General features: G+C 68.5%; 25 protein-coding genes. 7 read left to right on the top strand and 18 right to left on the bottom strand.

Features of this window, described 5'->3' with window-relative positions; genetic code table 11:
• The first annotated feature begins 12 nt into the window (after nt 1-12).
• The 3 genes from VGV58_RS06500 (at nt 13) to VGV58_RS06490 (ending at nt 5,396) form a co-directional block, all read left to right on the top strand.
• Nucleotides 13-3,462 (top strand): hypothetical protein, encoded by a 3,450-nt coding sequence (locus VGV58_RS06500; protein ID WP_326873153.1) that lies wholly within the window; start codon nt 13-15, stop codon nt 3,460-3,462.
• A 234-nt stretch (nt 3,463-3,696) separates the two neighbouring features.
• Nucleotides 3,697-4,629, top strand: a complete 933-nt coding sequence (locus VGV58_RS06495) for a sulfite exporter TauE/SafE family protein (protein WP_326873152.1) — start codon at nt 3,697-3,699, stop codon at nt 4,627-4,629.
• On the top strand, nt 4,626-5,396 hold the full coding sequence (locus tag VGV58_RS06490) for a TIGR02186 family protein (RefSeq protein WP_326873151.1): 771 nt from the start codon (nt 4,626-4,628) through the stop codon (nt 5,394-5,396). The genes VGV58_RS06495 and VGV58_RS06490 overlap by 4 nt, the downstream gene beginning before the upstream one ends.
• Nucleotides 5,397-5,398: 2 nt before the next feature.
• Here VGV58_RS06490 and VGV58_RS06485 read toward each other — a convergent pair whose 3' ends face one another.
• The 12 genes from VGV58_RS06485 to VGV58_RS06430 all read right to left on the bottom strand — a co-directional run bounded on the left by VGV58_RS06485 (nt 5,399) and on the right by VGV58_RS06430 (nt 16,685).
• Nucleotides 5,399-6,649 (bottom strand): molybdopterin molybdotransferase MoeA, encoded by a 1,251-nt coding sequence (locus VGV58_RS06485; protein ID WP_326873150.1) that lies wholly within the window; start codon nt 6,647-6,649, stop codon nt 5,399-5,401.
• A gap of 2 nt (nt 6,650-6,651) precedes the next feature.
• The gene (mobB, locus tag VGV58_RS06480; RefSeq protein WP_326873149.1) at nt 6,652-7,185 is read right to left on the bottom strand and encodes a molybdopterin-guanine dinucleotide biosynthesis protein B; all 534 of its coding nucleotides are present in this window, start codon (nt 7,183-7,185) and stop codon (nt 6,652-6,654) included.
• A gap of 94 nt (nt 7,186-7,279) precedes the next feature.
• The gene (locus VGV58_RS06475; protein ID WP_326873148.1) at nt 7,280-8,284 is read right to left on the bottom strand and encodes a formate dehydrogenase subunit gamma; all 1,005 of its coding nucleotides are present in this window, start codon (nt 8,282-8,284) and stop codon (nt 7,280-7,282) included.
• Nucleotides 8,285-8,370: 86 nt separating this feature from the next.
• Nucleotides 8,371-8,967: a formate dehydrogenase FDH3 subunit beta gene (gene fdh3B / locus VGV58_RS06470; RefSeq protein ID WP_326873147.1), complete on the bottom strand. Its 597-nt coding sequence runs from the start codon at nt 8,965-8,967 to the stop codon at nt 8,371-8,373.
• Nucleotides 8,968-8,981: 14 nt separating this feature from the next.
• Nucleotides 8,982-11,960, bottom strand: coding sequence for a formate dehydrogenase subunit alpha (locus VGV58_RS06465; protein ID WP_326873146.1), 2,979 nt, complete (start codon nt 11,958-11,960; stop codon nt 8,982-8,984).
• A 13-nt stretch (nt 11,961-11,973) separates the two neighbouring features.
• On the bottom strand, nt 11,974-12,195 hold the full coding sequence (locus VGV58_RS06460; RefSeq protein WP_414643881.1) for a formate dehydrogenase: 222 nt from the start codon (nt 12,193-12,195) through the stop codon (nt 11,974-11,976).
• Nucleotides 12,192-12,983 (bottom strand): Cro/CI family transcriptional regulator, encoded by a 792-nt coding sequence (locus VGV58_RS06455; RefSeq protein WP_326873145.1) that lies wholly within the window; start codon nt 12,981-12,983, stop codon nt 12,192-12,194. Before VGV58_RS06455 ends, VGV58_RS06460 begins: the two co-directional genes overlap by 4 nt.
• Nucleotides 12,984-13,088: 105 nt before the next feature.
• Complete coding sequence (locus VGV58_RS06450; RefSeq protein ID WP_326873144.1) at nt 13,089-13,865, bottom strand: DUF3306 domain-containing protein; 777 nt, start codon at nt 13,863-13,865, stop codon at nt 13,089-13,091.
• Entirely contained in the window at nt 13,865-14,374 is a 510-nt protein-coding gene (locus VGV58_RS06445) for a DUF3305 domain-containing protein (RefSeq protein ID WP_326873143.1), read from the bottom strand. The genes VGV58_RS06450 and VGV58_RS06445 overlap by 1 nt, the downstream gene beginning before the upstream one ends.
• A gap of 12 nt (nt 14,375-14,386) precedes the next feature.
• Nucleotides 14,387-15,397 (bottom strand): DUF6352 family protein, encoded by a 1,011-nt coding sequence (locus VGV58_RS06440; RefSeq protein WP_326873142.1) that lies wholly within the window; start codon nt 15,395-15,397, stop codon nt 14,387-14,389.
• On the bottom strand, nt 15,394-15,945 hold the full coding sequence (locus tag VGV58_RS06435) for a DUF6505 family protein (protein WP_326873141.1): 552 nt from the start codon (nt 15,943-15,945) through the stop codon (nt 15,394-15,396). Before VGV58_RS06435 ends, VGV58_RS06440 begins: the two co-directional genes overlap by 4 nt.
• On the bottom strand, nt 15,942-16,685 hold the full coding sequence (locus VGV58_RS06430) for a biotin/lipoate--protein ligase family protein (RefSeq protein WP_326873140.1): 744 nt from the start codon (nt 16,683-16,685) through the stop codon (nt 15,942-15,944). The genes VGV58_RS06435 and VGV58_RS06430 overlap by 4 nt, the downstream gene beginning before the upstream one ends.
• A gap of 129 nt (nt 16,686-16,814) precedes the next feature.
• On the opposite strand from VGV58_RS06430, the gene VGV58_RS06425 reads away from it, so the two are divergent.
• On the top strand, nt 16,815-18,854 hold the full coding sequence (locus VGV58_RS06425) for a 4Fe-4S binding protein (protein ID WP_326873139.1): 2,040 nt from the start codon (nt 16,815-16,817) through the stop codon (nt 18,852-18,854).
• Nucleotide 18,855: 1 nt separating this feature from the next.
• On the opposite strand, the gene VGV58_RS06420 is transcribed toward VGV58_RS06425, so the two are convergent.
• The gene (locus VGV58_RS06420; protein ID WP_326873138.1) at nt 18,856-20,085 is read right to left on the bottom strand and encodes a c-type cytochrome; all 1,230 of its coding nucleotides are present in this window, start codon (nt 20,083-20,085) and stop codon (nt 18,856-18,858) included.
• A 252-nt stretch (nt 20,086-20,337) separates the two neighbouring features.
• On the opposite strand from VGV58_RS06420, the gene VGV58_RS06415 reads away from it, so the two are divergent.
• Together VGV58_RS06415 and VGV58_RS06410 are read left to right on the top strand one after the other, a co-directional pair.
• Nucleotides 20,338-20,568 carry a sulfurtransferase TusA family protein gene (locus VGV58_RS06415; RefSeq protein WP_110488222.1) on the top strand — a complete coding sequence of 77 codons (231 nt, stop codon included), beginning with the start codon at nt 20,338-20,340 and terminating at the stop codon, nt 20,566-20,568.
• 28 nt (nt 20,569-20,596) lie between these two features.
• A complete protein-coding gene (locus VGV58_RS06410) occupies nt 20,597-21,727 on the top strand; it encodes an Mrp/NBP35 family ATP-binding protein (protein ID WP_326873137.1) in 1,131 nt (376 codons plus the stop codon).
• A gap of 18 nt (nt 21,728-21,745) precedes the next feature.
• Here the strand turns inward: VGV58_RS06410 and VGV58_RS06405 are convergent, their stop codons facing one another.
• On the bottom strand, nt 21,746-22,234 hold the full coding sequence (locus tag VGV58_RS06405; protein WP_326873136.1) for a VOC family protein: 489 nt from the start codon (nt 22,232-22,234) through the stop codon (nt 21,746-21,748).
• A gap of 163 nt (nt 22,235-22,397) precedes the next feature.
• On the opposite strand from VGV58_RS06405, the gene VGV58_RS06400 reads away from it, so the two are divergent.
• Nucleotides 22,398-22,799 carry an SRPBCC family protein gene (locus VGV58_RS06400; protein WP_326873135.1) on the top strand — a complete coding sequence of 134 codons (402 nt, stop codon included), beginning with the start codon at nt 22,398-22,400 and terminating at the stop codon, nt 22,797-22,799.
• A 9-nt stretch (nt 22,800-22,808) separates the two neighbouring features.
• On the opposite strand, the gene VGV58_RS06395 is transcribed toward VGV58_RS06400, so the two are convergent.
• The 4 genes from VGV58_RS06395 to VGV58_RS06380 form a co-directional block, all read right to left on the bottom strand.
• Nucleotides 22,809-22,931 carry a hypothetical protein gene (locus tag VGV58_RS06395; RefSeq protein ID WP_284168445.1) on the bottom strand — a complete coding sequence of 41 codons (123 nt, stop codon included), beginning with the start codon at nt 22,929-22,931 and terminating at the stop codon, nt 22,809-22,811.
• 70 nt (nt 22,932-23,001) lie between these two features.
• Entirely contained in the window at nt 23,002-23,634 is a 633-nt protein-coding gene (mobA, locus tag VGV58_RS06390; protein ID WP_326873134.1) for a molybdenum cofactor guanylyltransferase MobA, read from the bottom strand.
• Nucleotides 23,627-24,517, bottom strand: a complete 891-nt coding sequence (locus VGV58_RS06385) for a formate dehydrogenase accessory sulfurtransferase FdhD (RefSeq protein WP_414643880.1) — start codon at nt 24,515-24,517, stop codon at nt 23,627-23,629. Before VGV58_RS06385 ends, mobA begins: the two co-directional genes overlap by 8 nt.
• A gap of 21 nt (nt 24,518-24,538) precedes the next feature.
• Entirely contained in the window at nt 24,539-25,057 is a 519-nt protein-coding gene (locus VGV58_RS06380; RefSeq protein ID WP_326873133.1) for a DUF2478 domain-containing protein, read from the bottom strand.
• Nucleotides 25,058-25,495: the final 438 nt, after the last annotated feature.

Genomic DNA, 25,495 nt, shown 5'->3' with positions numbered 1-25,495 from the left:
GGCGAGCGTGACATGGCGACCAGCCTGCCCTGGAGCGTCAAGGGCGTCGATCCGCGCACACGTGACGCGGCGAAAGCGGCTGCGCGCCGCGCCGGGATGACGCTCGGCGAGTGGCTCGACAACAAGATTCGCGAAGAGGCCGGGGAGCCGGAGACCGTCGCACAGGGCGCCGAGGAGCAGGATATCGCCGCGCTCTCCGAGCGCCTTGCCCGCCTCTCCCAGGGCGGCATGCAGACGGCTGCGGCCCCGCAGGCCGCCCCAGCCAGGCCCGAGTTCACGCGCGACCGCATGGACGCGTTCATAACCCAGGCCGCCATGGCCGAGCGCCTGACGCGCGACAGCAATGCGCGCACCGCAAGCGCGCTCGACTCGATCGCGCAATGGATGGAGCGCACCGAGGGCCGCCTGTCGCAGGGCGAGCGCGCCACGGTCGAGCGCCAGGAGCGCGCCACCGCCGTGATCGCCGATGCGATCAAGACGATGGGCACCCGCCTCAGCGACATCGAACGCCGGGCCGAAGACGCGAGCCGCAGGCCGGCTGCCCCCCCGCCGCCCGCGCCGCAAGCCACGCGCCCGGTCGTGCTCAGCCGCGACGGCCTCGCCGCCGCCGTGTCCGATATCCGCTCGCGTCAGCGCGCCCTCGACGGCGATGCGCGCGCCGCAGCCTTCGAGCGGCCTCTCGCTCCCGCCTTCGAGCGCCCTGTCGCCGCCGCGCCGACGCTCGCGAGCCTGCGCGAGGATCTGCGCCAGCTGAACGATCGCATCGCCCCGGCCCAGCCGGCGATGCGGGTCGAGGACCAGCGCGCCGCCTACAAGCCGCTCGAACGGGCGATCGGCGAGCTCGGAGCCAGGCTCGACCGCCTCGACGGACGTGAGCGGCTCGACCCCGTCCTGAAGCCGCTGGCGCGGATCGAGGCCGAGATCGGCCGCCTGTCCGACGGGCGCTCGCAGGAGAGCTACAACCGCTTCGAGCTCGAAGTCGCCCATCTCGCCGCCAAGGTCGATGCGCTCGCAGCACGCGGCGGAGACCGCCAGACGATCGCTCCGATCCTGAACGAGCTGGCCGAACTGCGCGAGATCGTCTCCGCTCCGGACGGCCGGCGCTTCGACGACCTGTCGCTGCAGCTCAACGCGCTGACCTCGGATATCGGGCGCCTGCGCGACGACACCCGCGACCTGCGCAGCCTGTCGCTGGCGATCGAGGATGTGCGCGAGAGCCTGCATGCCGATCGCCTGCGCGAGCGCACCGGTGACAGCGCCCCGTTGCTTGCCCTGTCGCGCCAGGTCGAATCGCTCGCCCAGAAGCTCGACTCGCTGCCCACGATGAAGACCTCGGTGATCGACGGGCAGGTCGACCAGCTCGTCGCCCGCCTCGGCGAACTCGACGCCATCGGCCGCCCGGCCTCGAACGAGCTCGCCGGGCGCATCGAAGCGCTGGTGATCAAGCTCGAAGACCTGGCCGAACGGCCGCCAAGCCGGCTCGAAGACCGGATCGAGACGCTGACCGACCGCGTCGAGCAGCTCGCCGCGTCGAGCAGGCTCGCCCAGATGGTGGACGATGGCGGCACGCCCCTCGCCCGGGTCGATATGCGCCCGGTCGAGGACATGCTGCGCGGCCTCGCCGCCAAGATCGACGAGGCCGGCCGGCCCGGCGCCGGCTCCGATTCCTTCGATGCTCTCGAACGCCAGATCGCCGGCCTGACCCAGCGGCTGGACCAGCAGGCTGCGACGCGCTCGGCCGAAAACGGCATCGAGCGGACGCTGCAGGACCTCGTCGTCCATCTCCAGGGCATGCGCGAGGACACCACGGCGGCCGCCGAGCGCGCGGCGCGCGCCGCCATGGCCGATCTGCCGCCGTCTCGCGGCGCCAGCCTGTCGGAACTCAGCGACCTGATGAGCGGCCTGCGCGAGACCCATGTCTCGACCGGACGCGAGACCCAGGATGCGATCGGCGCCGTGCACCGGACGCTGGAGACCATCATCGGTCGCCTCGGCGATCTCGAAGCCGAGCTGGGCAGCGACCGGCACGGCGTCGTGCCGGCGCCGCGCGTGCGCACGCCTGCCGCAGCCGACGAGGTCAAGGCGGTGGCTCCCGCCGTCCCGATGGCCGAGCGCTTCGCCGCCGAGACGCGCCTGCCGCGCACCGGCGGGCTCGACCTGCCGCTGGAGCCGGGCTCCGGCCGGCCCCGCCCCGAGGCACCCGCCCCACAGGGCAATGATCCGCAGGCCGTCCGCCAGAGCCTGATCGCCGCGGCGCGGCGCTCGGCCAAGGCTGCCAGCGATGCTGCTGCCACCAACCCGGCTGCGACCGAGACGACCAAGCCCGGCAAGGCGGCCAAGGCCGCCTCCAGCGGCGGGCGTCTCAAGGAGCTCTGGGAAAAGCGCCGGCGGCCTCTGCTGCTCGGCCTCGCCGCGCTGGTTCTCGCGATCGGCGCCGCCCAGGTCTTCTCCAGCAGCCAGCAGGGCAGCGCCAAGAAGCAGCTGGTGAACGAGAGCAGCAGCCGGGCCGAAACGACCCGGCCCGCCCCCGCCGACGTTCCTGCGGCCAAGCCAGCCCCGCAAGGAACCCCGGCCGAGCCGGCGGCACCGCCGGTGAAGGACCAGAGTTCGGCCCTGCCGCCGTTGCAGATCGGCACGACGCCGGCGCAAGCCGCCGTTCCCGCGCCGGCGCAGACGGCGAGTGCCGAGGCGCCGCCGCCGGCGGCTTCCGTGCCTTCCATGGTCGCTTCGCTGCCGCTGCAGAGTCCGTCCGAAGCGGTCGAGACCGTCACCGGCATCGGTGATCTGCCGCCGACCGCCGGCAGCGCCGGCCTGCGCAAGGCGGCGCTCGCCGGCGACGCCCGCGCCGTCTACCAGATCGCGGCCCAGGCGGCCGACGGCCCCGGCAACCGCGACCCGAAGCTGGCGCTGCGCCTGTTCGAGCGCGCCGCCGTCGCCGGTCTCGGGCCCGCGCAGTTCCGCCTCGGCAACATGTTCGAGAAGGGCATCGGCACCAACCGCGACCCGGCACTGGCCAAGGTCTGGTATGGGCGCGCCGCCGAGCGTGGCAACGCCAAGGCGATGCACAATCTCGCAGTGCTCTATGCCGAGGGTGCCGGCGGCAAGCCGGACTATGCCACGGCTACCGAATGGTTCCGCCGCGGCGCCGAGCATGGCGTGCGCGACAGCCAGTACAACCTCGCCATCCTGCTCGGCCGCGGCCTCGGCGCACCCGCCGATCTCGGCCAGTCCTATCGCTGGTTCGCGATCGCGGCCGCCCAGGGCGACGAGGATGCCGGCCGCAAGCGCGACGAGGTGGCGAGCCGGCTGCCGGCAGGTGAGCTCGCTGCCGCCAAGTCGGCGGCGGAGAGCTGGAAGCCGAAGCCGCTGGAGGCGAGCGCCAACGAGGTTGCGCAGCCGGCCAAGGGCTGGGACGAGCCGCCGGTCGCCGCCAAAAAGCCGGCCAAGCCGGGCCGCGGCTGAGCTTCCGGTGCGGGCCGGACCTGCACCGAAAGCCACTCAAAACTGCACAAATTGAAAAGGTTTCCGCTGTAGCGTCACCGCTACGGCGTGATTTCCGTTTGGCCGGTCTCGGCCAAGTAGCAGAAATTCGTGCCGACTCGGCACGTCGGGCATGTTCTCGTCGCAAAAGTCGTATCCACTTTTGCGGCCATGCTCGACATGGGGTGGCATCGACGGCCGGCAAGGTTTGGAAGCGTGCAGATCTATCTCCCGATCGCGGAACTGCCGATCAGCATTTTCCTGGTACTCGGACTGAGCGGCGCGGTCGGCTTCATCTCCGGCCTGTTCGGTGTCGGCGGCGGCTTCCTGCTGACGCCCTTGCTGATCTTTCTCGACATTCCCCCGGCTGTCGCAGTCGCAACCGTCGCCGCGCAGGTCGCCGGCTCGTCGATGACGGGCGTGCTGACCTATTGGCGACGCAACGCGCTCGACTTCAAGCTCGGCGGCATCCTGGTCTCGGGCGGCATATTCGGCACGGTCCTGGGCGTGCTGTTCTTCAACTCGATGCGGCGGCTCGGCCAGCTCGAGCTGGTGATCACCGTGGCCTATGTCACACTCTTCACCTGCATCGGCGGGTTGATGCTGTTCGACGCGGTGCGTGCCGCGCTGCGCGACCGCAGCGGCAAGCCGGCCCGCCGCCTGCGCGAGGCCGGCTCGCACCCGCCCTGGATGGGCCTGCCGCTGCGCATGCGCTTCCCGCGCTCCCAGCTCTATGCCAGCGTGATCCCGATCGCGGCGCTCGCCGTGATCATCGGCTTCATCGGCGCCGTGCTCGGCGTCGGCGGCGGCTTCATGCTCGTGCCGGCGCTGATCTACTTCTTCCGCATCCCGCCGGCCGTGGTGGTCGGTACGTCGCTGTTCCAGATCCTGGTCACCATGACCGGCGCGACGGTGCTGCACGCCGTCACCAACCAGTCGGTCGACATCATCCTGGCCATGCTGCTGCTGGTCGGCGGCGTCATCGGCGCGCAGTTCGGCGGCCGGGCGGCGCGCAATCTCAACGTCTCCTCGTTCCGGCTGCTGCTGGCGTTGCTGATCCTCTCGGTCGGCCTGCGCTTCGCGGTCGAGCTCTTCCTGCCGCCGAGCGAGCCCTATTCGGTGGTGGTGACGGAAGGAGCGCAGCGATGAGACGCGCGGCGCTCGCCCTCATAGCGACCTGCCTCGCGGCCCTCGCCTCCCTCCCCGCGAAGGCAGAGGCGCTGATCGCGGCCCTGTCGACCCATCGGATCGCGATCGCTTCCAACTTCACCGGCGACCAGCTCGCGGTGTTCGGCCTGGTCGAGCGCGACGGCCGCTCCGTCGCGCGGGCCGACCCCTACGACATCGTCGTCACCGTCCGCGGCCCGCGGCGCATGCTGATCGTGCGCGAGAAGGAGCGCGTCGGCCCGCTCTGGATCAACCGCACTCAGCGCCGCTTCCCGGATCGCTCGATCTATCTCTCGGTCGCGACCAGCCGGCCAATCAAGGAGATCCTGTCGGACGAGGCGGCGCGGCGCGACAAGATCGGCCTGGCCAATGCGCAGCGCCCGCCGACAGGCTTCGACTTCGAGTTCGATATCGCCCGTTTCCGCGAGGCGCTGATCCGGACGCTCGAAGGCAAGCAGCTCTATACGCTTGACGAACGGGGCGTGACCTTCCTGTCTCCGGCCCTGTTCAGCTCGCAGATCAAGATTCCGGCGATCGCGCCGACCGGCCCCTATGAGGTCGAGGTCCTGCTCTATGCCGGCGGCTCGATCCTGGCACGCCAGACCACCAATTTCGAGGTGGTGAAGACCGGCGCGGAACAGCGCATGACCTCGGCAGCGCATGATCGGCCGCTTCTCTACGGCCTCGCGACGATCACGGTGGCGCTGCTGCTGGGCTGGCTGGCGACGGTGATTTTCCGGCGTGACTGAGGTCAGCCCGTCAGCATCTCATAGGCGAGGAAGGGCGCGATCGTGCCTTCCGCTACGCTCGTCAGCTCGTCGGCGAGCTCAACTAGCCCATCGGTCTCGGTGAGCGAGGTCAGGACACCCGCCCCGTCGCGAGGATGCTTGCGCGCCACGGCGATGCCATCCGGACCGGGGGCGAGCGAGACACGGACATATTCGCGCCGCCCCGCCTTCTTCTTGTAGGGAAAGCCGAGCCTGACCGGCAGCCCATGCAGCCTGCTCGGCGTCGTGCCCGAGAGGAGCGCGATCACGGTGCGGGCGACGAAGGCGAAGGTGACGAAGACCGCGACGGGATTGCCGGGCAGGCCGATGAAGGGCGTGCCGGCGACGAGACCCATCGCCACCGGCCGCCCGGGCTTGATCGCGACACGCCAGAAGGCGAGTTCGCCAGCACGCTCGACCGCTGCCTTGACGTGGTCCTCCTCGCCGGTCGAGACGCCGCCCGAGGTCAGGATCAGGTCGCAGCTTTCCGCAGCCTGGAGCAGTCGTGCGGCGAGGCTCTCCGGCTCATCCTTGAGGATGCCGAGATCGACGACCTCCGCGCCGGCGCGGGCGACGAGCGCACGCAGCAGGCTGCGATTGGCGTCGTAGATGCCGGCCGGCGGCAGGGCCATGCCGGGCTCGTTGAGCTCGTCGCCGGTCGAGAAGATCGCAACGCGAACGCGGCGGCGCACGCTCACCTGCGTCAGGCCGAGCGCGGCGAGCAGCGCCAGATCCTGCGGGCGCAGGCGCCGGCCGGCAGCGAGCGCCTTGTCACCACGCGGCAGGTCCTCGCCTGCCGGCCGTGCATTGGCGCCGCGCTTCAGCCCTGGCGGCAGGATGACCGCGCCGGCACTCAGCCTGACGTCCTCCTGCATGAAGACGGTGTCGGCACCCGCCGGCATCGGTGCGCCGGTAAAGACACGCACGGCCATCCCCGCCGTCGCGACGTCGGCGGCGTCGGCGCCGGCAGGAACCCGGCCCGAGAGCGAAAGCTGCGTTTCACCGGCCACCAGATCGACGAAGCGGACCGCATAGCCATCGACCGCCGAATTGGCGAAGGGCGGCAGGTCGAGCGGCGCGGCGACATCCGCGGCCAGCACGCGCCCATCTGCCGCGGCAAGCGGAATCGTCTCGCTGCCGGTCACCGCCGTGATGTGCTCGGCCGCGCGCTCGGCCGCCTGCTCGATCGTCAGCATCGCCCCGAAGGCATCAGCATCCGCGCTGAGCTGCGCCATCGTTAGAGTCCCTCCTGCTGCGCGCGGGCCAGTACCGCGTCGAGCGGCTGCGCATTGGCGAAGAGACAATCGGCGATGGCCGCGACGTCGTCGAGCCCGATCACCGGGCGACCGGCTTCCGGGAAGGGCGTGTCGCTGGCCACGGCGACAATGCTGGGATCGTCCGGATGCAAGGGCGGCTTGCCGTTGGCGGCGCGATAGACCTCAAGCTTGGTGTGCGGATCGCGCTTGAAGCCCTCGACGATGACGAGATCGACCGGCGACAGCCGCGCCAGCAACTCCGGCAGCGCCGCTTCCGGTTCATCGCGCAATTCGTGCAGCAGCGCCCAGCGCCTGGCCGAGGAGATCAGCACCTCGGAGGCGCCGGCCTGCCGATGCGCCCAGGAATCCTTGCCGGGCGTGTCCAAATCGAAAGCGTGATGGGCGTGCTTGATCGTCGAGACCCTGACGCCGCGACGATTGAACTCTGGGATCAGCTTGGTCAGGAGGGTCGTCTTGCCGGCCCCGCTCCAGCCCGCCAGTCCGATAACACGCATCGACAACGACATCCTCAAAAAGACAAAGCCGGGCGCGAGACGCGCCCGGCTGTCATCGTGCAAATGCCGTCAGCGGGTCAAGCGCGGCAAGAATTCACTCCGCCGGCTGCAGCTTGCCGCCGTGGACATGGCCCTTCTTCATCTCCTCGGCGACCCAGAGCGAATGGTGCTCCCTGGCCCAGTTGAGATCGACCTCGCCGGAGCCCATCGCGTCGAAGGCGCCCTCCATGCCGACCGTGCCGATATAGATGTGGGCAAGGATGGCGGCGACCATCAGCACGCCGACGATGCCGTGGACCACGTTCCAGAATTGCAGATTGAGCACGCCCCCGGCCGTCGCGGGAAAGAGCAGGTAGACGCCCGAAACCCCGAGTGCAGCGCCGCCGACGACCACGGTCCAGAACACGATCTTCTGGCCGCCGTTGAAGCGCTTGGCCGGCGGGTGCCCCTTGCCGACGATGCCGCCGCCGGCCGCGAACCAGCGGATGTCGACCATGCCGGGGATGTTGTCCTTGATCCAGACCAGGAACATCAGGGCGATGCCGAGCATGAACGGCCAGGCGAGGTAGTTGTGCGCCCATTTCGCCACGACCGAGATGTTGGTGAACGCCTCCGGTCCGACCAGCGGCAGCAGCAGCGCCTTGCCGAAGGTGACGTTGAGCCCGGACAGCGCCAGCACGATGAAGCAGGCGGCGGTGAGCCAGTGCATGAAGCGCTCGAAGCCGTTGAAGCGCGTCAGTGTCTGCCCGGACGGGCCGCTCTCGATCCGGATTCGGCCGCGGATGAGATAAAAGGCGATCAGCACGATCAGCATGCCGAGCACGGCGACCGCGCCGATCTTGGTCATCGTGTTCTGGTGGAAGGCGCGCCATTCGCGCCCGGCCGGACGTTCCAGCGTCGCCGCCTTGGTGTCGGGGATGGTGATGCGCCCCTGCAGCTCTGCCGAGGGGTTGCCCTTCAGCGCGTCGAGGAACTGCTTCTCCTTGACCGAGTCGGCGGTCGGATTGATCTGCTGGGCAGAGCCCGGCAGGGCGAAGCCGACCGCGACGGCCAGCAGCAGCGCCGTAATGAGGAAGCGGAGAGGGGCGCGGAGCGACATGGCGGCATCCTTTCGCGAAAGCGTAGCGATCCGGGGAGGAACGCACCCGACCCTTTTCGAGCCGTGATGCGCCCCCCTCCCCCAGCTCAGATCGTGATGGTTTCCCGGTAGGCGGTCTGCCAGCCCCAGGCTCCCGAGCCGTAGCCGCGCTTGACCACGCGTTCCTTGTAGATCTGCGCGATCACCTCGCCGTCGCCGGCGAGCAGCGACTTGGTCGAGCACATCTCGGCACAAAGCGGCAGCTTGCCCTCGGCGAGACGGTTCGAGCCGTATTTCTGATATTCGGCCGGCGAGAGATCGACCTCAGGACCGCCGGAGCAATAGGTGCACTTGTCCATCTTGCCGCGCGAGCCGAAGTTGCTGACCTTCGGATATTGCGGGGCGCCGAACGGGCAGGCGTAGAAGCAGTAGCCGCAGCCGATGCACAGGTCCTTGTTGTGCAGCACGACGCCATCGGCGGTGTTGTAGAAGCAGTCGACCGGGCAGACGGCCATGCAGGGCGCGTCCGTGCAGTGCATGCAGGCCATCGAGACCGAGCGCTCGCCCGGCTTGCCGTCATTGATGGTGACGACGCGCCGGCGGTTGATGCCCCAGGGCACGTCGTTCTCGTTCTTGCAGGCGGTGACGCAGGCGTTGCACTCGATGCAGCGGTCGGCGTCGCAGAGGAATTTCATCCGGGCCATGGTTCAGTTCCTCCTCACGCCGCCGCGATCTGGCAGAGCGTGACCTTGCCTTCGTGCATCGCGGTCACGGGGTCATAGCCATAGGTAGTGACGGTGTTGACGGACTCGCCGAGCACGATCGGGTCGAGCCCCTTGGGGTAGTTGCCGCGCTGGTCGACGCCCTGGAAGAAGCCGCCGAAATGGAAGGGCATGAAGGCCGCGCCCTTGCCGACCCGCTCGGTGACCAGCGCCTTGACCCTGGCCTTGGAGTTGTTCTCCGGGCCGGTGACCCAGACCATCGCGCCGTCCCGGATGCCGCGCTCGGCCGCATCCGCCGTGTTGATCTCGACGAACATGTCCTGCTGGAGCTCGGCGAGCCACTTGTTCGAGCGCGTCTCCTCGCCGCCGCCCTCGTATTCGACGAGGCGGCCGGAGGTCAGCACGATCGGGAACGACTTGGCGATGCCCTTCTCGACCGCCGCCTTCTGAACGGAGGTGTGCAGGTTCGGGATGCGCAGCGTGCGTTCGTCCGGCCGGGCCGGCCATTTCGCCACGAGATCGACGCGCGGCGAGTAGATCGGCTCGCGATGGACCGGCACCGGATCGGGCAGGTTCCAGGCATTGGCCCTGGCCTTGCCGTTACCATAGGGCACGCAGCCATGATCCATCGCGACGCGCTGGATACCGCCCGACAGATCGATCGACCAGGAGACGGCGTCGATATTGTTGCCGCCGATCCAGGAGATCGTGGCGAGCTCCGCCGGCGTCAGGTCCTTGTCCCAGCCGAGCTTCTTCAGCACGCCCATGGTGAACTCGGGATAGCCGTCCTTGATCTCCGAGTTCAGCGAGTAGGAGCCGCCCTCGGCGAGCAGGGTATCCTCGACCTTGCTGCCATCGGGCAGGGTGCGCTCGCGAGTGAGGCCGAAGCGCGGCCGGAAGGTGCCGCCGCCATCCTTCGCGGCGAGCGAGGTGTTGTAGAGGATGTGCGTGCCCGGGTGCTTGTATTCGGGCGTGCCCCAGCACGGCCAGGGCAGGCCGTAGAAGTCGTTCTCGACCGGCGAGCCCTTGGCGCCGCGCAGCGTCACGATGTCGAACTTGTCCTGGTTCGCCATGTGCAGCTTCAGCCGCTCAGGCGACTGGCCGGTGTAGCCGGTCGACCAGCCGCCGCGGTTGATCTCCCTGAGGATCGATTCCGCCGTCGGCTCCAGCCCGATCTTGCCCTGGACCATATCATAGGGCTTGAACATCTCGGTGGCGAAGCCGAGCTTCTGCGAGAACTTGTAGATCGCCGCATAGTCGCTGGCGGATTCGAAGATCGGCTCGACGACCTTCTCGCCCCATTGCACCGAGCGGTTCGAGCAGGTGCGCGAGCCCGAGGTCTCGAACTGGGTGCAGATCGGCAGGATGTAGGTGCCGTTCTTGCGGCCGCCGAGCGACACGAAATTGGTCGGGTGCGGATCGCAGACGACGAGCAGCTCAAGCTTCTCGAGGCCCTTCACCGCATCGGGCATGCGCGGGATGGTGTTGCCGCCATGGCCCATGACGAACATGGCCTTGAGATTGTCCTTCTGGTCGACCTGCTCGGCTGGCAGGTTGGCCGCGTCGAACCAGCGGGTCGAGGTGTGCCCCGAGGTCTCCATGTTCTGCTTGCGGGTGCGGGCGGCGCGGCCACCCTTGGCCGGCACCTCGTCAAAGCGCGAGACGAAATAGTCGTAGTCGACGCCCCAGACGCGGGCCCAATGGCGCCAGGCGCCTTCGACCAGGCCGTAGTAGCAAGGCAGGTTCGAGATATCCAAGCCGAAGTCGGTCGCGCCCTGCACGTTGCAGTGGCCGCGGAAGATGTTGGCACCGGTGCCGCGCGCGCCGACATTGCCGGTCGCCAGCAGGAGCGTGCAGATGGCGCGGACATTGGCCGTGCCGACCGAGTGCTGGGTCACGCCCATGCACCAGACGAAGGTCGCCGGCTTCACCGTGGCGAAGGTCTGGGCGACCCGCTTCATCTGCTCGCCGGGGACGCCGGTGATGTCCTCGACCGTCTTGGGATCGTATTTCTCGACCTCCTTGCGGACGTCGTCCATGCCGTGGACGCGCGCGGCGATGAAGTCCTTGTCCTCCCAGCCGTTCTTGAAGATGTGCCACATCAGGCCCCAGATCACCGCGATATCGGTGCCTGAGCGGAAGCGGACATAGTCGGTGGCGTGCGCCGCCGTGCGGGTCAGGCGCGGATCGAAGACGATGACGTTGGCGCGCTGCTGCTCCTTGCCGGTCAGGATGTGCTGCATCGAGACCGGGTGCGCCTCGGCCGCGTTCGAACCCATGAACAGCACGGTCTTCGAATTGCGGATGTCGTTGTACGAGTTCGTCATGGCGCCGTAGCCCCAGACGTTCGCGACGCCCGCGACCGTGGTCGAGTGGCAGATGCGCGCCTGGTGGTCGACGTTGTTGGTGCCCCAGAAGGCCGCGAACTTGCGGAACAGATAGGAGCCTTCGTTGGAGAACTTGGCCGAGCCGAGCAGATAGACGGAGTCGGCGCCGGACTTAGCCCGGATCTCCAGCATCTTGTCGCCGATCTCGTTGACCGCCTGGTCCCAGGACAGGCGCTGCCATTGCCCGTCGACCAGCTTCATCGGGTACTTGATGCGCCGGTCGCCATGGACCAGCTCGCGGACCGAGGCGCCCTTGGCGCAATGGCTGCCGCGGTTGATCGGGCTCTCCCAGGCCGGCTCCTGGCCAACCCAGACGCCGTTGTTGACCTCGGCGCGGACGGTGCAGCCCACCGAGCAATGGGTGCAGATGTTCTTGACGACCTTGGTCCCGGTCGCCGGGCCGGCTTCAGCGGCCTCAGCCTTGCGGACGGCGCCGATCTGCAGGGCACCCGCAGCCGCGACGCCACCGGCAATGAGCCCGGAGCGGCGCAGGAAGGAGCGGCGATCCATCACGCCGGAGGCGAGGCCCCCGAGGGCGCTCTGCAGGCGGCCGCGCTGGACGTCGGCGGATTTGCGCTTGATCAGCATGACGCCGGCCTCCTCAGTAACGGTTGACGCGGTAGAAGTCCTTGACGTGCTCGCTCTCGCGATAGCGCGCCTTCGTCTCGTCCTTGCCGGGATCGACGGCAGCGGCAGGCGTCACCGCGACAGGAGCGACGGCCACGGTCGCGCCGGCGCCGAGCGTCTTGAAGAAGTTGCGGCGGTCGAGAGCCGTCTCCTTGCTCTTCTGCGACATCGTCGTCTCCTCCGTGCCGTAAGTCATGCGGGCAGGCTCGCGGCCTGCGTCTCGATCGAAAGGTAGAGGCTGCCGACTCGGCCGACGGCGCGGTAGAATCGCGCCGTCTCGGCGGTCTCGAGATCGGCGAAGAAGCGATCAGCCCAGGGCCGGATATGACGGGCGAAGAAAGAAGCTTCGTCGACGCCCTCGCCCGAGACCTCGCCGCGGATCAGCTTGGCCTCGATATCCATCAACACAGCGATATGGTCCTCGGGCTCGCCGACGCGCTCGGCCCGGGCGAGGCCGAGCTTGCCCATGTCCTCGCGCACCAGGGCGAGCGGACGCTCATGCAGAAAGCCGGTCAGGTAATAGGAGGCGTATGGGAGCAGTTCGCCGCGTCCGACGCCGATGAAGAGCTGGAAGAACTCGTCGCGGACCTGTTCGGGGCTTGCCTCGGCAGCGGCCTCGGCCAGCGCGAGATGGGCCATGCCGAGCGGCGAGGCATCGCCACGCAAGCCCTGCAGGGCGGCCAGCGTCTCGGCCGTGGGAGCGCGCCAGAGCAAGGCGCCGATCAGCTCGAACTCGTCAGCGCGGGCAGCGTCGAGCTCGTCGATCGCAGGCCCGGCCGCTTCGACGATGATCGGCTCCTGCGGATAAAGGTCAGGCCTAAGCTCGCTGCGCGAGACACCGGTCAGAGCTTCCACCGAAAGCACACGATCAGCCGGGACGCGCTTCCAGGTCGAGATCGCCGGCTGCGAGACGCCGACCGCCCGCGCCAGCGCACGCACGCCGCCGGCCGCTTCGATCGCCCGTTCCAGAGCCTGGTCCCGCATGAACGAAGGCGTCTCCAATCCCGCACCGGCACGTTGCGACGTGCTGGAGCCCACGGTGATAATGGAGCCTTATCGCCCTAGATTGCAATTGTTCTCAACTGAAACTCAGAGCGGTGTCGCACCGCCGCCGCGCCGCCTCAGGCGCGAGATTTCGGTGCGATTTTGCGGCGCAGCGGAAACCGCATCGGCCGAAGATGCAGTTTCAGCAGCATTTTCGCTGGATTTTACCGAGGCTTCCACCTTGCTCAGACGGACAGGCGACGGCTCGACGCCCGCCTCGCGCTGCGGCGCAGCAGGATCGGCATCCGCCGCTTCATTAGACGAAGGTCGAACAACTGCGACGTCGTTACGCACCGCTTCGCTTTGCTCCGGAGCCGGCTCGGGGGGCTTACCGAAGATATTGGCCAGCATCTCCTCGACATTGTCCGACTCGCTGAGCGGCCCGTAGCCTGGCGCGCCGCCCGGCGTATTCCAGTCGAGCGCGTAGTCACGGGCCGGGTCGAGATAGCCCGAGATCGCCGGATCGCTCTCCCAGGCGCGGCGCAGCGCCTTGAGCTTCCACTCCTCCGGCACGTTCTGCTTCAGCCAATGAGCGAGGTCGAAATCCTTGTCGACGAGATCGAGAGAGGGCGGCTCGACCATCTCCGGTTCGGCTGGGGCTCGGGAACCCTCCCCCCTTGTGGGGGAGGGTTGGGAGGGGGGTGTCGCACCCGCAGTCCCTTCCGCGCCCGGCACAACCTCTGTCGAGGACGGCATACCCCCCTCTCCAACTCTCCCCCACAAAGGGGGAGAGGGCAGGTCGCGGCTCTGAGCCTCCTGCTTGCGGCGCGCCCAGCGGCCGAGGAAGCCCTCTTCACGATCCTCGTCGTCGGGGCGCGGCATCAGCCCTCTCCGCGTTCGAGGCCAGGCCGCGGCCGCATTCCGCCCTTGCGCGGATCATGCTCGGTGCGCTTGCGCTTGACGAATTCGCGCTCGACATGGTGCGCCTCGAAGAAGGCGAGCACCGCCTGCGCGATCGCGGCCGGCATCGGCACGGCCTCGACGATATCGTCGACATTCTCGAGGAAGACTTCGCCCTCGGATGGGTCGGCGGTGACGCCGACCAACTCCAGCGCCGGCTCGATCCCGGTCGGCCGGACGGAGACCCAGAGCTTGGCGTTGCCGCTCGCGAAATTCTCGCGAAAATGAGCGGTATCGACCGAGTGCAGCGTCAGCACGGCCGCGCCGAGATAGAACTGCTCGCGCCTGTCGTCGCCGGCGAGTCTGCTCCAGGGCGCGAGCGGCGGCGGCTCGGGCAGCACCGCGATCGGCGCCCAGGCGTGGTCGGCCCAGGGCGAGTCGAGCTTGCGCCGCTCGACCACGACACCGACCTCGTGATGCTGCTGGGCCATGTTGCGGTCCCTTCAGTTCGCCATCTCGTGCGTGGCGAGCGGCAGGCCGGTCACCAGGTTCTGCGGCTTCATCCTGACCAGCCGGTCGTCGTCCATCGCCAGCATCAGATAGATAGGCGCTCCCCTGGCCGCCGGCAGCACCGGCACCTCGGACGGCAAGCTCAAACGGTAGAGCGCGATCAGCCGCGAGGCCTTGTCCTCACCCAGCGTCTCGCCCTTCCAGAGTGCATTGCCGATCGCCGTCGCCTGCGCATCCAGGCCAACGAACCAGCGCCAATCGGCATCCCGGACATTCTCGACCGCCTCGATCTCGGCGTCGAAACCATGGATTTGCCTGATCCAGTGGGCGATCGCCCTGCCGAGCGCGGCACGGCCCGAGGGCTGGCCGCCGAGATCGAGCACCATGTCGAAGGCATCCGAGCGCTGCCAGTAGCGTGCGGCATCTGCCTGCTTGAGGATATCGAGCGAGGTCACCGCCGGGCCGCCCAGCATGGCGAGCAATGGCGAGGCATGCCGATCGGCCTCGTGCCCCTCGATCATCTCGGCATCGGCGAGCAGGATCGTATTCTCGTGCAGGGTGACGCGCTGCGGCCGGAACAGGCACTCGGCGGCGCGTACGACGAAGGGATCGCTCTCCTCGTCGAGCCCGGCACGCAGGATGACGTGGACGAGCTGGTCGAGAAACACCGGCGGGATGCCGGAGGTGCCGCCGCGGATGATCCCGGCATAGGCGCCCTGCAGGGTCGGCGCCGCCAGCAGCCGCTCGCGCCAGCCGAGCAGGAAACGCCAGTTCTCGCGCGCATCGGCATCGGCGATCGCCGCGATCTCGCGCTCGGCGACCTCGGCCTGCGGCTCCGCCATCAGCTTGCCGTGCAGGGCCCGCTCGGCGTCGCAGGCCTCCTCCGGCGGGAGAACTTCCGGCCGCGCCAGATAGGCTTTGAGGAAATCGTCGGTGACGACGAGGCCGCCACCCGGCTCGCGGTCGAGCAGGAGATGGCCGGAGCTCGCCCAGAAATGGGTCATCGCGGCGCGTCCTTCACCAGCTGCATCAGATCGACCTCTTCCTGCGGCTCGTCCTCGCCATCGGTCTCGACGAACTCGAAGGCGCGGAAGGCATCCTTCGGCGTATCGCCGCGCGGCATCAAGGTCCGGAAGCGTTCGCGGATCTCGCCATCCTCGATCGTGCGATGCAAGGCGAGCAGGGTCTGCTGGGGATGATCGCAGAGCGAGGCGGCGAAGGCGATCTCCTCCTCCGCCGCAACCCGCGCAGTGGCAAGATCAGGCGCGCCGAGTTTTTCGACGAGTTGCGCGGCGAACTGCGCCACCGCCTGCTCGCGCTCCTCCGCCGTCGACTCGGTGACGATGGCGAGCGTGCTCCAGCCGAAGCTGTCGATGCCGAGAAAGCCGGAGCGGAAGGCGACGCGGCCCTTGGTGTCGAGCCCGGCGACGCTCTCGGGCGTGAACAGGAAGGAGCCGGTGACCAGCCATTCGCCCGGTTCCGCGGCCTTGCGGAAGACGAAGCTGTCCGAGGGGTCGAGCCGGATCGCGCGCGGGAGCTTGAGGGCGCTCACAGCTTCGGCGCTCCGCTATCGCGGTCGAGCCAGTCGGCCTTCGCCAGCGCCTCGACGAGGCCTCGACGTTCGGTGCCGAACTGGGAGGTCGCGATCAGGTCGCCATTGGGCTCGATGCCATGGCGGACTCCGACGACCTTCTCCAGCCGATCGAGCCAGCGCCGGGCAGCGGCCTTGGCGCCCTCCTCCTGCCAGTGGCTGACGCCGAGCATGAGATGGCGGCAGAAGGACTCGATCAGATCGACCGCATCGACCTCCTCGAAGCCCTCCTCGGCCATGCCCACGCCGGTCTGGCCGAGTTGGAATGGTGACATCGTCGTCGCCCGAACCATGGCGCCGAAGACCAGCCAGTCCGGCACCTGATTCTCCGGGCAATCCGCCGGCCAGCCGAGACGGCCGCCGCCGATCAGGCCGAGATCATAGGTCAGCGCATCCGGCCAGCGGAACAGCACCGGACGCTCCGGCGGCGAATGCACCGCCAACGCATCGGCGAGCGCGTTCATGGCGAGGTAGTGGGCGAGCCGGGCTTCAGCGAGGATGGCATCGGGCTCGAGCACGACCGCGAACTCGACGATGTCGAAACGTCGCACCCAGACCAGAGTCGCGGCGCCGGCCTCGGCCGCGATCGCCTGCGCATGGGCGAAGGCGTCGCCCGATTCGCGCAGGGTGACGAGCGAAAAGCCCGGCGGCAGCATCGGCTCGCGCCTCAGATCATCCTGTCTGACCGGCCCTGCTGCCATCGTCCCTGCCCTGCGGCCTCTTATCCCAAGGGAGAGGCTTGCTTCTTTGGAGCCATTCCAATTCCATATAAGATGAGATTATCGCAAGCGCGACCAAAGACGCGCCGCGATCATGAGGATGCCTGCCCGATGACCGATGTCGCCCGCACGCTGATGGTCTGCTCGTGCGAGGACACGATGCCGCTCGACGGCAAAGCGATCCAGCGCGGCTGCCAGGGCGCCGAGATCAGCGAGCATCGCCATCTCTGCCGCAGCCAGATCGAGCGCTTCCGCGCTATGCTCGGCCAGAGCGATGCGATCACCGTCGCCTGCACGCAGGAAGCGCCGCTCTTCGAAGAGGTCGCCGCAGATCTCGATTACGCCGGCGATCTCCTCTTCACCAACATCCGCGAGCATGCCGGCTGGTCGGACGAGGCCAAGGCCGCCGGCCCGAAGATGGCCGCCCTGCTCGCCGCCGCAAGCGAGATCATGCCGCCCGCCTCCTTCACCACGCTGACCAGCAAGGGCGTCGCGCTGATCTATGGCCGCGACGAGGTCGCGATCACCCTGGCACACCGGCTCGCCGAGCATCTCGACGTCACTGTACTGCTGTCGCGCCCAGGCGAGATCGCGCCGCCGCGCAGCGACGAATTCCCGGTGCTGAAGGGCACGGTCGCGCAGGCGAGCGGCTGGCTCGGCGCCTTCGAGCTCACCGTCAACGACTACGCTGCCCCGAGCCCGTCTTCGCGCGGCAAGCTTACCTTCGAGGCGCCGCGCAATGGCGCGGTCTCGCACTGCGACATCGTGATCGATGTCTCCGGCGGCACGCCGCTCTTCCCGGCCGGCGACCTGCGCGCCGGCTATCTGCGGGCCGATCCACGCGATGCGACCGCAGTCGAGCGCCTCGCCTTCCAGGCGAGCGGGCTCGTCGGCGAGTTCGACAAGCCGGCCTATGTCGCCCTGAACGAGGGTCTCTGCGCCCATTCCCGCTCGCAGAAGACCGGCTGCACGCGCTGCCTCGAGCTCTGCCCGACCGGCGCGATCACGCCGGCGGGCGACCATGTCACGATCTCGGCCGAGATCTGCGCCGGCTGCGGCGCCTGCGCCGCCGTATGCCCGACCGGCGCGGTAACCTATGCGCTGCCGCCGGCCGATGCGCTGCTGCGCAAGCTGCGGACCCTGCTCGTCACCTATGCCGAAGCGGGCGGGCGCGAGCCGGTCGTGCTGCTGCATGATGGCGACCATGGCGAGCCGCTGATCGAGGCGCTCGCTCGCCATGGCGCTGGCCTACCGGCGCGCGTCCTGCCCCTGCGCGTCAACGAGATCACCCAGCTCGGGCTGGAAACCTTCGCGGCGGCGCTCGCCTTCGGCGCTTCCGCCATCCGTGTGCTCGGCCGGGCCAAGCCAAAGCACGACCTCTCCGGCCTCACCCGCAATCTCGACTATGCCAATGCCCTGGCCGGCGCGCTCGGCTATGGCGAAGCCCGCGCCGGGCTGATCGAGACCGACGATCCCGATCTTCTGGCTACCGCGCTCGCGAGGGTCCCGTCCGGCACGGGCGCCGCGCAGCCCGCGCGCTTCCGGCCAATGGGAAGCGGACGCCCGCTGCTGCGCCAGACGATCGGCGAACTGCATGCGGTCGCGCCGGCGCCGGTCGCCAACATCGCGATGCCGCCGCTCGCGCCTTTCGGCACGATCCATGTCGACACGGAAGGCTGCACGCTTTGCCTCGCCTGCGTCTCTGCCTGCCCGGTCAGCGCGCTCGGCGACGATCCGGAGCGGCCGACGCTGACCTTCCAGGAAGACCTCTGCGTCCAGTGCGGGCTCTGCGCCGCGACCTGCCCCGAGAAGGTGATCACGCTGGAGCCCCGCGTCGATTTCGACGCGTGGAAGGGCGGCCGCCGGATCGTCAAGCAGGAGGAGCCCTTCCACTGTATCGCCTGCGCCAAGCCCTTCGGCGTCCGCAGCACGATCGAGAAGATCGCGGCCAAGCTCGAGAACAAGCACTGGATGTTCACCGGGGAAGGCGCCAAGCGCGCCGCGATCCTGCGCATGTGCGAGGATTGCCGGGTCGAGGCCGTGGTCAACGAAAGCTTCGACCCGCATCACTCGCCGCAGCGCCCACCGGTGCGCACCACCGACGACTATCTGCGCGAGCGGGCGGAGCGCGGCGAGGATCCGCTGGGGTAGCTCAGCGCGTCACCTTCTCCAGCCAGTCGACCAGTGCCTGCCGGTCTTCCGCCGAACCGATCGTCTGCTCGGGCATCTTGGTGCCGGGCGTATAGGCGTTCGGGCCGAGCTCGAACAGCTTCGCCACAGTCTCCTTGCTCCAGACGATGTTCATGCCCTTGAGCGCGTCGGAATAGGCATAGCCCGGCGCAGTGGCGATGCGGCGGCCGAAAATGCCGTGCAGAGTCGGGCCGGCCCTGTTGCCATCCGCCGGCGTCAGCGTGTGGCAAGCCGCGCAGGCGCGGAACACCTGCGCGCCTCGCTCACCCTGGAAAGTGGCGAGCGCATCCTCTCCGGCCCGCGGCACCACCGCCCCGACATGCTCGCCGGTGACGGCGTTCCAGCGCCGGACCAGCCGGTCGGCGCCGCCTGACAGCAATTGCTTGCCATCCGGCAGGAAGGCGAGTGACCAGACCGGCAGGCCCGGGCCGACCAGCGTGGCCCGGATGCTGCGCGCCTTGCGATCGACCAGTGCGACCTGGCCGCGCAGGCCGCCGGCCGCGATCGTCGCGCCATCGGGCGAAATGGCGAGCGCAATCAGCGGGGTGTCGCCGACCGCGACCTCAGCGCGCTGGGCGCCATCCGGTCCAAACAGGCGCAGGCGCCCATCGGCCGCGGCGACCGCGACCTCGCCATCGGGCGCCACGACGACGCCGTTGAGCGGCGCGGGCGTGGTGACGATCAGCGGCGCGCCGCCATTCGCGGGCCAGAAGCGCAAGGTCGCGTCATAGCCGGAGGAGACGACCATGCCGCCCGGCGCGAAGGCGACGCCGTTGACCGGCCCTTGATGGCCTTCGAGCACCCGCGCCGCAGCATCCGCCAGCGCGGTGATCCGCACCGTCCCGTCCCAGGAGGCGGAGGCAAGGTATTGCCCGTCAGGTGAGACCGCCAACGCCGCGACCGGCCCCTTGTGTCCCTCGATGACCTTTACTGGCTCGGCCGCATCGCCGCGCCAGAGCGCGATCCGGCCGTCCTCGCCGCCAGTGGCGAAGCCGATGCCGTTCACCGGGGCGGCGGCATTGACTGCGCCCTGATGGAAGCGCAGCACCCTGATCGCGCTGCCGCGAGACAAGTCCCAGAGGATCGCCGACTGATCGAAGGACCCGGTGAGCGCGATCGTACCATCGCCTGAGACGGCAGCGGCTCGTACCGGCCCACCATGGCCGCGCAGTTCCTGGGCTGAGGCAGGCATTGCTGCAAGGACAAGCACGAGAAGTGCCGCACGAACCCTTCTCCCCTCGGGGGAGAAGGTGGCAGCGCGAAGCGCTGACGGATGAGGGCCGCGCCGCAGCGCCCATTTTCCATCATTGCCCGGAGCCATCCTGCCCTCATCCGTCTGCTTCGCAGACACCTTCTCCCCCGAGGGGAGAAGGGTAAAGACCTCTGTTGCTCCCACGCGAAAAGCCATCATATGAAGTCCAACATCATTCGACCGGCTTTGCCTATGACGTCCATCCCGCTCAATCTGCGCGGCCTGAAGTGCCCCCTCCCCGCTTTGCGCGTGCGCAAGGCGCTGAAAGGCGCGGCCCCTGGCGATCTCTTCCTGGTCGAATGCACCGATCCGATGGCGGCGATCGACATCCCGAACCTGATGCGCGAGACCGGCGACGCGATCGAACTCAGCAGCAGCGAGGGCGAGCTGCTGGTCTTCCACATCCGCAAGGCCGCGGCCTAGCGTCGCGCAAATACGGGAATCCCAGATCGTGGCCCTTTCGCAAAACGACATCCTGCGCGCGCTCGAGCTGGTGAAGCTGCCGGCGAGCGGGCAATCGCTGGCGGCATCGGGCCGCGTCAGCGACATCCTGATCGACGGCGGCAAGGTGATCTTCGCGATCGGCATCGACGCGACCGAAGCCGGCGCGATGGAGCCGGTGCGCAAGGCGGCCGAGAGTGCAGTCGGCGGCATTCCCGGCGTGACGCAGGTGCTGGTCGGCCTCACCGCCGACAAGGCGCCGGCGCGCGCGCCCTCGCAGGCGGCTGAAGCGCGCCGGCAGGCACATGGCCAGCCCGGCCCCGGCGGGCCGGTGCCGAAGGCGGCCGGCATTCCCGGCGTCAAGCAGATCATCGCGGTCGCCAGCGGCAAGGGCGGTGTCGGCAAGTCGACCACCACCGCCAATCTCGCAGTGGGCCTGGCAACGCTCGGCCTCAAGGTCGGCGTGCTCGACGCCGACATCTACGGCCCGTCCGTGCCGAAGATCTTCGGCATCACCGGCAAGCCGCGGCTGGTCTCGGGCCGCACGCTCGCGCCGATGGAGGCCTATGGCCTCAAGATCATGTCGATCGGCTTCCTGATCGACGAGGAAACGCCGATGATCTGGCGCGGGCCGATGGTGATCTCAGCGATCACCCAGATGCTGCGCGAGGTCGCCTGGGGCGAGCTCGACGTGCTCGTCGTCGACATGCCGCCCGGCACAGGCGACGCCCAGCTCACCATGGCGCAGCAGACTCCGCTTGCCGGCGCGGTCATCGTCTCGACGCCGCAGGACCTCGCTTTGCTCGATGCGAGGCGCGGCGTCGCCATGTTCAAGAAGGTCGAGGTGCCGATCCTCGGCATCGTCGAGAACATGAGCTATTTCATTTGCCCGGAATGCGGCCACCGCTCCGACATCTTCGCCCATGGCGGGGCGAGGCACGAGGCGGAGCGGCTCCATGTGCCGTTCCTCGGCGAGATCCCGCTCGCCATGCCGATCCGCGAGACTTCCGATGGCGGCCGGCCGATCGTGGCGAGCGACCCCGACAGCGCCCATGCCAAGGCCTATGTCGCCCTGGCGCGGCAGGTGAAGGCCGGCCTTGCGGGGCCGGCCCGGGCGGCGCCGCGGATCGTGATCGAGTAGAGCCAGCTGGCTTCGGAGCTAGGCCCGAAGCGCCGGAGCACCGGGCGTCTCGGCCTGCGCCACGAACTGGTCGGGAGGCGCTCTTTCCGTCTCCCCCTGTCGCTCGGTCAGCATCCAGATGTGTCCGAACGGATCGAACAGCGAGGCGACCCGCCGCCCTTCGGTATCGGTCTGGACGCGGTCGCGCAGCGCGGCGCCGGCGACGATCGCCTGCGCGAAGCAAACCTCGATATCGGGAACCGTCAGCAGGATCGTCATGCTGACGGCGCCCGCCGCCTTGGGGAAGAACGGGCCGCCATAGGACGGCTCCTCCTCGCGGCGCGGATTGGAACCGGCGACCGAGACGCGGGTTCCACCGATGAGCATCTCGACCCCGGCGAGCTCGCCGTCGATCCTGTAGCTCTTGAGCTGCCGCGCCTCGAAAGCCTCGCTGTAGAAATCCGCGGCCTCCTGCTCACGCCCGTGCTGCACGAAAATCGCCAGGCCCAAGCCGATGGTCTGCTTCATGTCGAATCTCCTGATCCGTCGCCGCTGGAATAGAGGGCGGGCGAAGCCGGCGGATTCTTGATCGATCCGCGGCGAGCTCGCGCACGGCCCATCACCGATCCGCGATGACAGATGATTTTGTTCATGTTATGTTCTTATCAACAGAACCTATGGAGACGCGATCATGCCAGTCCTGCCGACGCGCCATATCAGCATCGCGATCAACCGGCCGATCGAGGAGGTCTACGGCTTCCTTGCCGCCCCCATGAACTTCCCGAAATGGGCCGAGGGGCTCGGCGGCGAGTTCAGCCATGTCGAGGGCATGACCTATCGGGCGAAGACGCCGATGGGGCCGATGCGGGTGCTGTTCAGCGAGCCCAACCGCTATGGTGTGCTCGATCACGCCGTCATCCCCGACAGCGGCGCGCCGATGCACAACCCGATGCGCGCGCTGGCGAACGGCAGCGGCAGCGAGGTGGTATTCACCCTGTTCCGGCGGCCGGAGATGACGGATGACGATTTCGCTCGCGACGCCGAATGGGTCGCGGCCGATCTCGCCCGGTTGAAAAAACTGCTGGAAGGCTGAGGCCGGGCCTCAGAGCCGCACGCTGCTGGTCGCGTAGGCGACGTCGACCGGGCGCTGATAGGTCGCCAATACCAGGCTCGCCCCATAGGCGGCGATGGCGGCGAAGGCGACGGCGATGACGAAGGACTTCATGCAGCTTCCCCCGGAGGCAGGCGAATAAGCTTCGCTTATCAGGTGAATCTAGGGGCGACTGCGCGACCGATCAAGCATCGCCGAGCGCGGCATGGAGCCGCTCGGCCTCCGCGAGATCATCCGGCCGATTGGCGTTGAAGAAGGGATCGATCGGCCTGGTCGACCATTCGACCGAAACGACGCCATGGCGCGCCGTCCAGCGGTCGATCTTGCGCTCGTCCTCGACGGTGAGCGCATGTCGCAACTCTTCGCGCAACGACACCGGCCAGAGCCCGATCACCGGATGAGTCCAGCCGCCCGAGGCGGCGCAGGCGAGCGGCACATTTGCCGCCTCTCGCGCCGCATGCAGCCGCGCCACCAGATCGCGCGGGATGAAGGGCGTGTCGGCGGCGACGCTGACGAGCCATAGCGCGCCCGGCCGGTTCGCGGCGAGCCAGTCGAGCCCGGCGAGGATGCCGGCGAGCGGTCCGGCGAAATCCGGCACGCTGTCGGCGACCACAGGCAGGCCATAGTCGGCGAAGCGCGCGGGATCGCCATTGGCGTTGAGCAGGAGCTCGTCGCATTGGGGCCTGAGCCGCTCGATCACATGGGCAAGGATGGTGCGGCCGGCGATGGTGCGCAGCGGCTTGTCGCCGCCGCCCATGCGGCGGGCGAGCCCGCCGGCGAGCAGGAGGCCGAGGGTTCCCGGATTGGCATCAGTCATCGCCGGATCCCTTGCGGCGATGCTTGCCGCCCTCCTCCTCGACGCTGTCCGGGTCCTGGTCGAAGACGATGCGGTCCTCGCCGGCCAGCGCCAGGAAGCGCTTGCCGCGGGCGCGGCCAATCAGGGTCAGGCCGGCCTTGCGGGCGAGCTCGACGCCCCATTCGGTGAAGCCCGAGCGCGAGACCAGAATCGGGATGCCCATCCGCACCGTCTTGATCACCATCTCGGAGGTCAGCCGGCCGGTGGTGTAGAAGATCATCCTGCCGGGATCGACATCATGGCGGAAGAGCCAGCCGGCGACCTTGTCGACGGCGTTGTGGCGGCCGACATCCTCCATATAGACCAGCGGCCGGTCGCGCTCGCAAAGCACGCAGCCATGGATCGCGCCAGCTTCCAGATAGAGCGAGGGCGTGGTGTTGATCTTGCGGGTCAGCGCATAGAGCCAGCTGGTGCGCAGCTCCGCCTTGGGCAGGACGATCTCGTCGATCGCCTCCATCAAGTCGCCGAAGGCCGTGCCCTGGGCGCAGCCGGAGGTCAGCGTCTTCTTCTTCAGCTTCTGCTCGAAATCGGTGCGCTCCGGCGTGCGCACCACCACGACCTCGAGCTCCTCGTCATAATCGACCGCCTCGACGACATCGCCGCGCCTGAGCATGTTCTGGTTCAGGAGATAGCCGAGCGCCAGATATTCGGGATGGTCGCCGATCGTCATCATCGTGACGATCTCCTGACTGTTCAGATAGAGCGTCAGCGCCCGCTCGGTGACAACGCGGGTCTCGATGCGGGCGCCGCTATGGTCGATGCCGGCAACGGTTGCGCCGAGCCGGGCGGCAGCCGGGTCCGGCCGGATCAGATAGTCATCGAGAAAATCACCGCCGACAGGCACGAGGGCGCTCCTTGCGAGCCTTCAGGCCGGCTGACGCAGCGCCGCCATCGCCCAATCGGTGACGGCAGCTGTTTCAGGCGGCAGGCGCTGCCAGTCTTCGCCGGCGAATTGCGACCAGGCGGCGAGCATATCGTCGCGGACGGCGGTCAGCAGCGGCAGGCCGGCGACGACGCCCGCTGCGATCTCGGCGCGCAGCCCCTGGCCGAGCACCTCCTGCTTGCCGAACTTGTTGACGATGACGAGGTCGACCAGCCCGGACAGCGCCCCCGAGACGGCGGCGCCAGCGGCGGCGAGCCCGGCCGCGTCGAGCCGGCAGCCGGCCGAGCCGGCACCGCGATCCTCGCTGATCGGAAAGAGCTGGCCGGAGGCAAGGTCCTCGAGCGCCATGCTGGCGCAGCCGCTCATGCAGTCGCCATTGTTGTGCTGGACGACGCCGCCGAGCCGGACGGCCTCGCGCTTCAGCGTGTCGGCGACCTCCGCCATCAGTTCGTCGATGGGGAAGCCCGAGGAATAGACGATCGCGGCGAGCGGAGCAGTCATCGTCTGCCTTCATCCCACGGAACGGCGTTCACGGCCAGTGAACTTTCAGAGGCAGCTAGTGACCTTGGACATGGCTTGGGCGTAGGCGATTTTGTCCGAGTGCCAGGAGCTTGGTTCGGCCAAGCCTTCCGGCTTGGCCGTGACGAGCGACGCCGCAATCGGGCAAAAGCGCCACGCCGCTGCGCGGTGAGGTGAAACCGGCCGACTGCAGCGTCGCATCGCTTGCCGATACCAGCGGTATCGGCTGCGCGACGCTCCTGGCATTCGGACGGTTTGACCTCACCCAAGTCATGTCCAAGGTCACTAGCAGCCTCTCAGTGTTCCAATCTGCATGAGATGCTTCGCCAGTGTTGCAGCGCACCTACAGTCGAAGCCGGCAACGGACGCTAGGGTGGGGTGGGCTGTTCCCGGCATCCTGGCCGGGCGCGGCTCGCCGAG

It is taken from the genome of Allobosea sp. (genome assembly GCF_035944895.1).
Taxonomy (GTDB): domain Bacteria; phylum Pseudomonadota; class Alphaproteobacteria; order Rhizobiales; family Beijerinckiaceae; genus Allobosea.
Note: the sequence above shows the minus strand (reverse complement) of the source record. Positions and strands in the feature narration are given on the sequence as shown.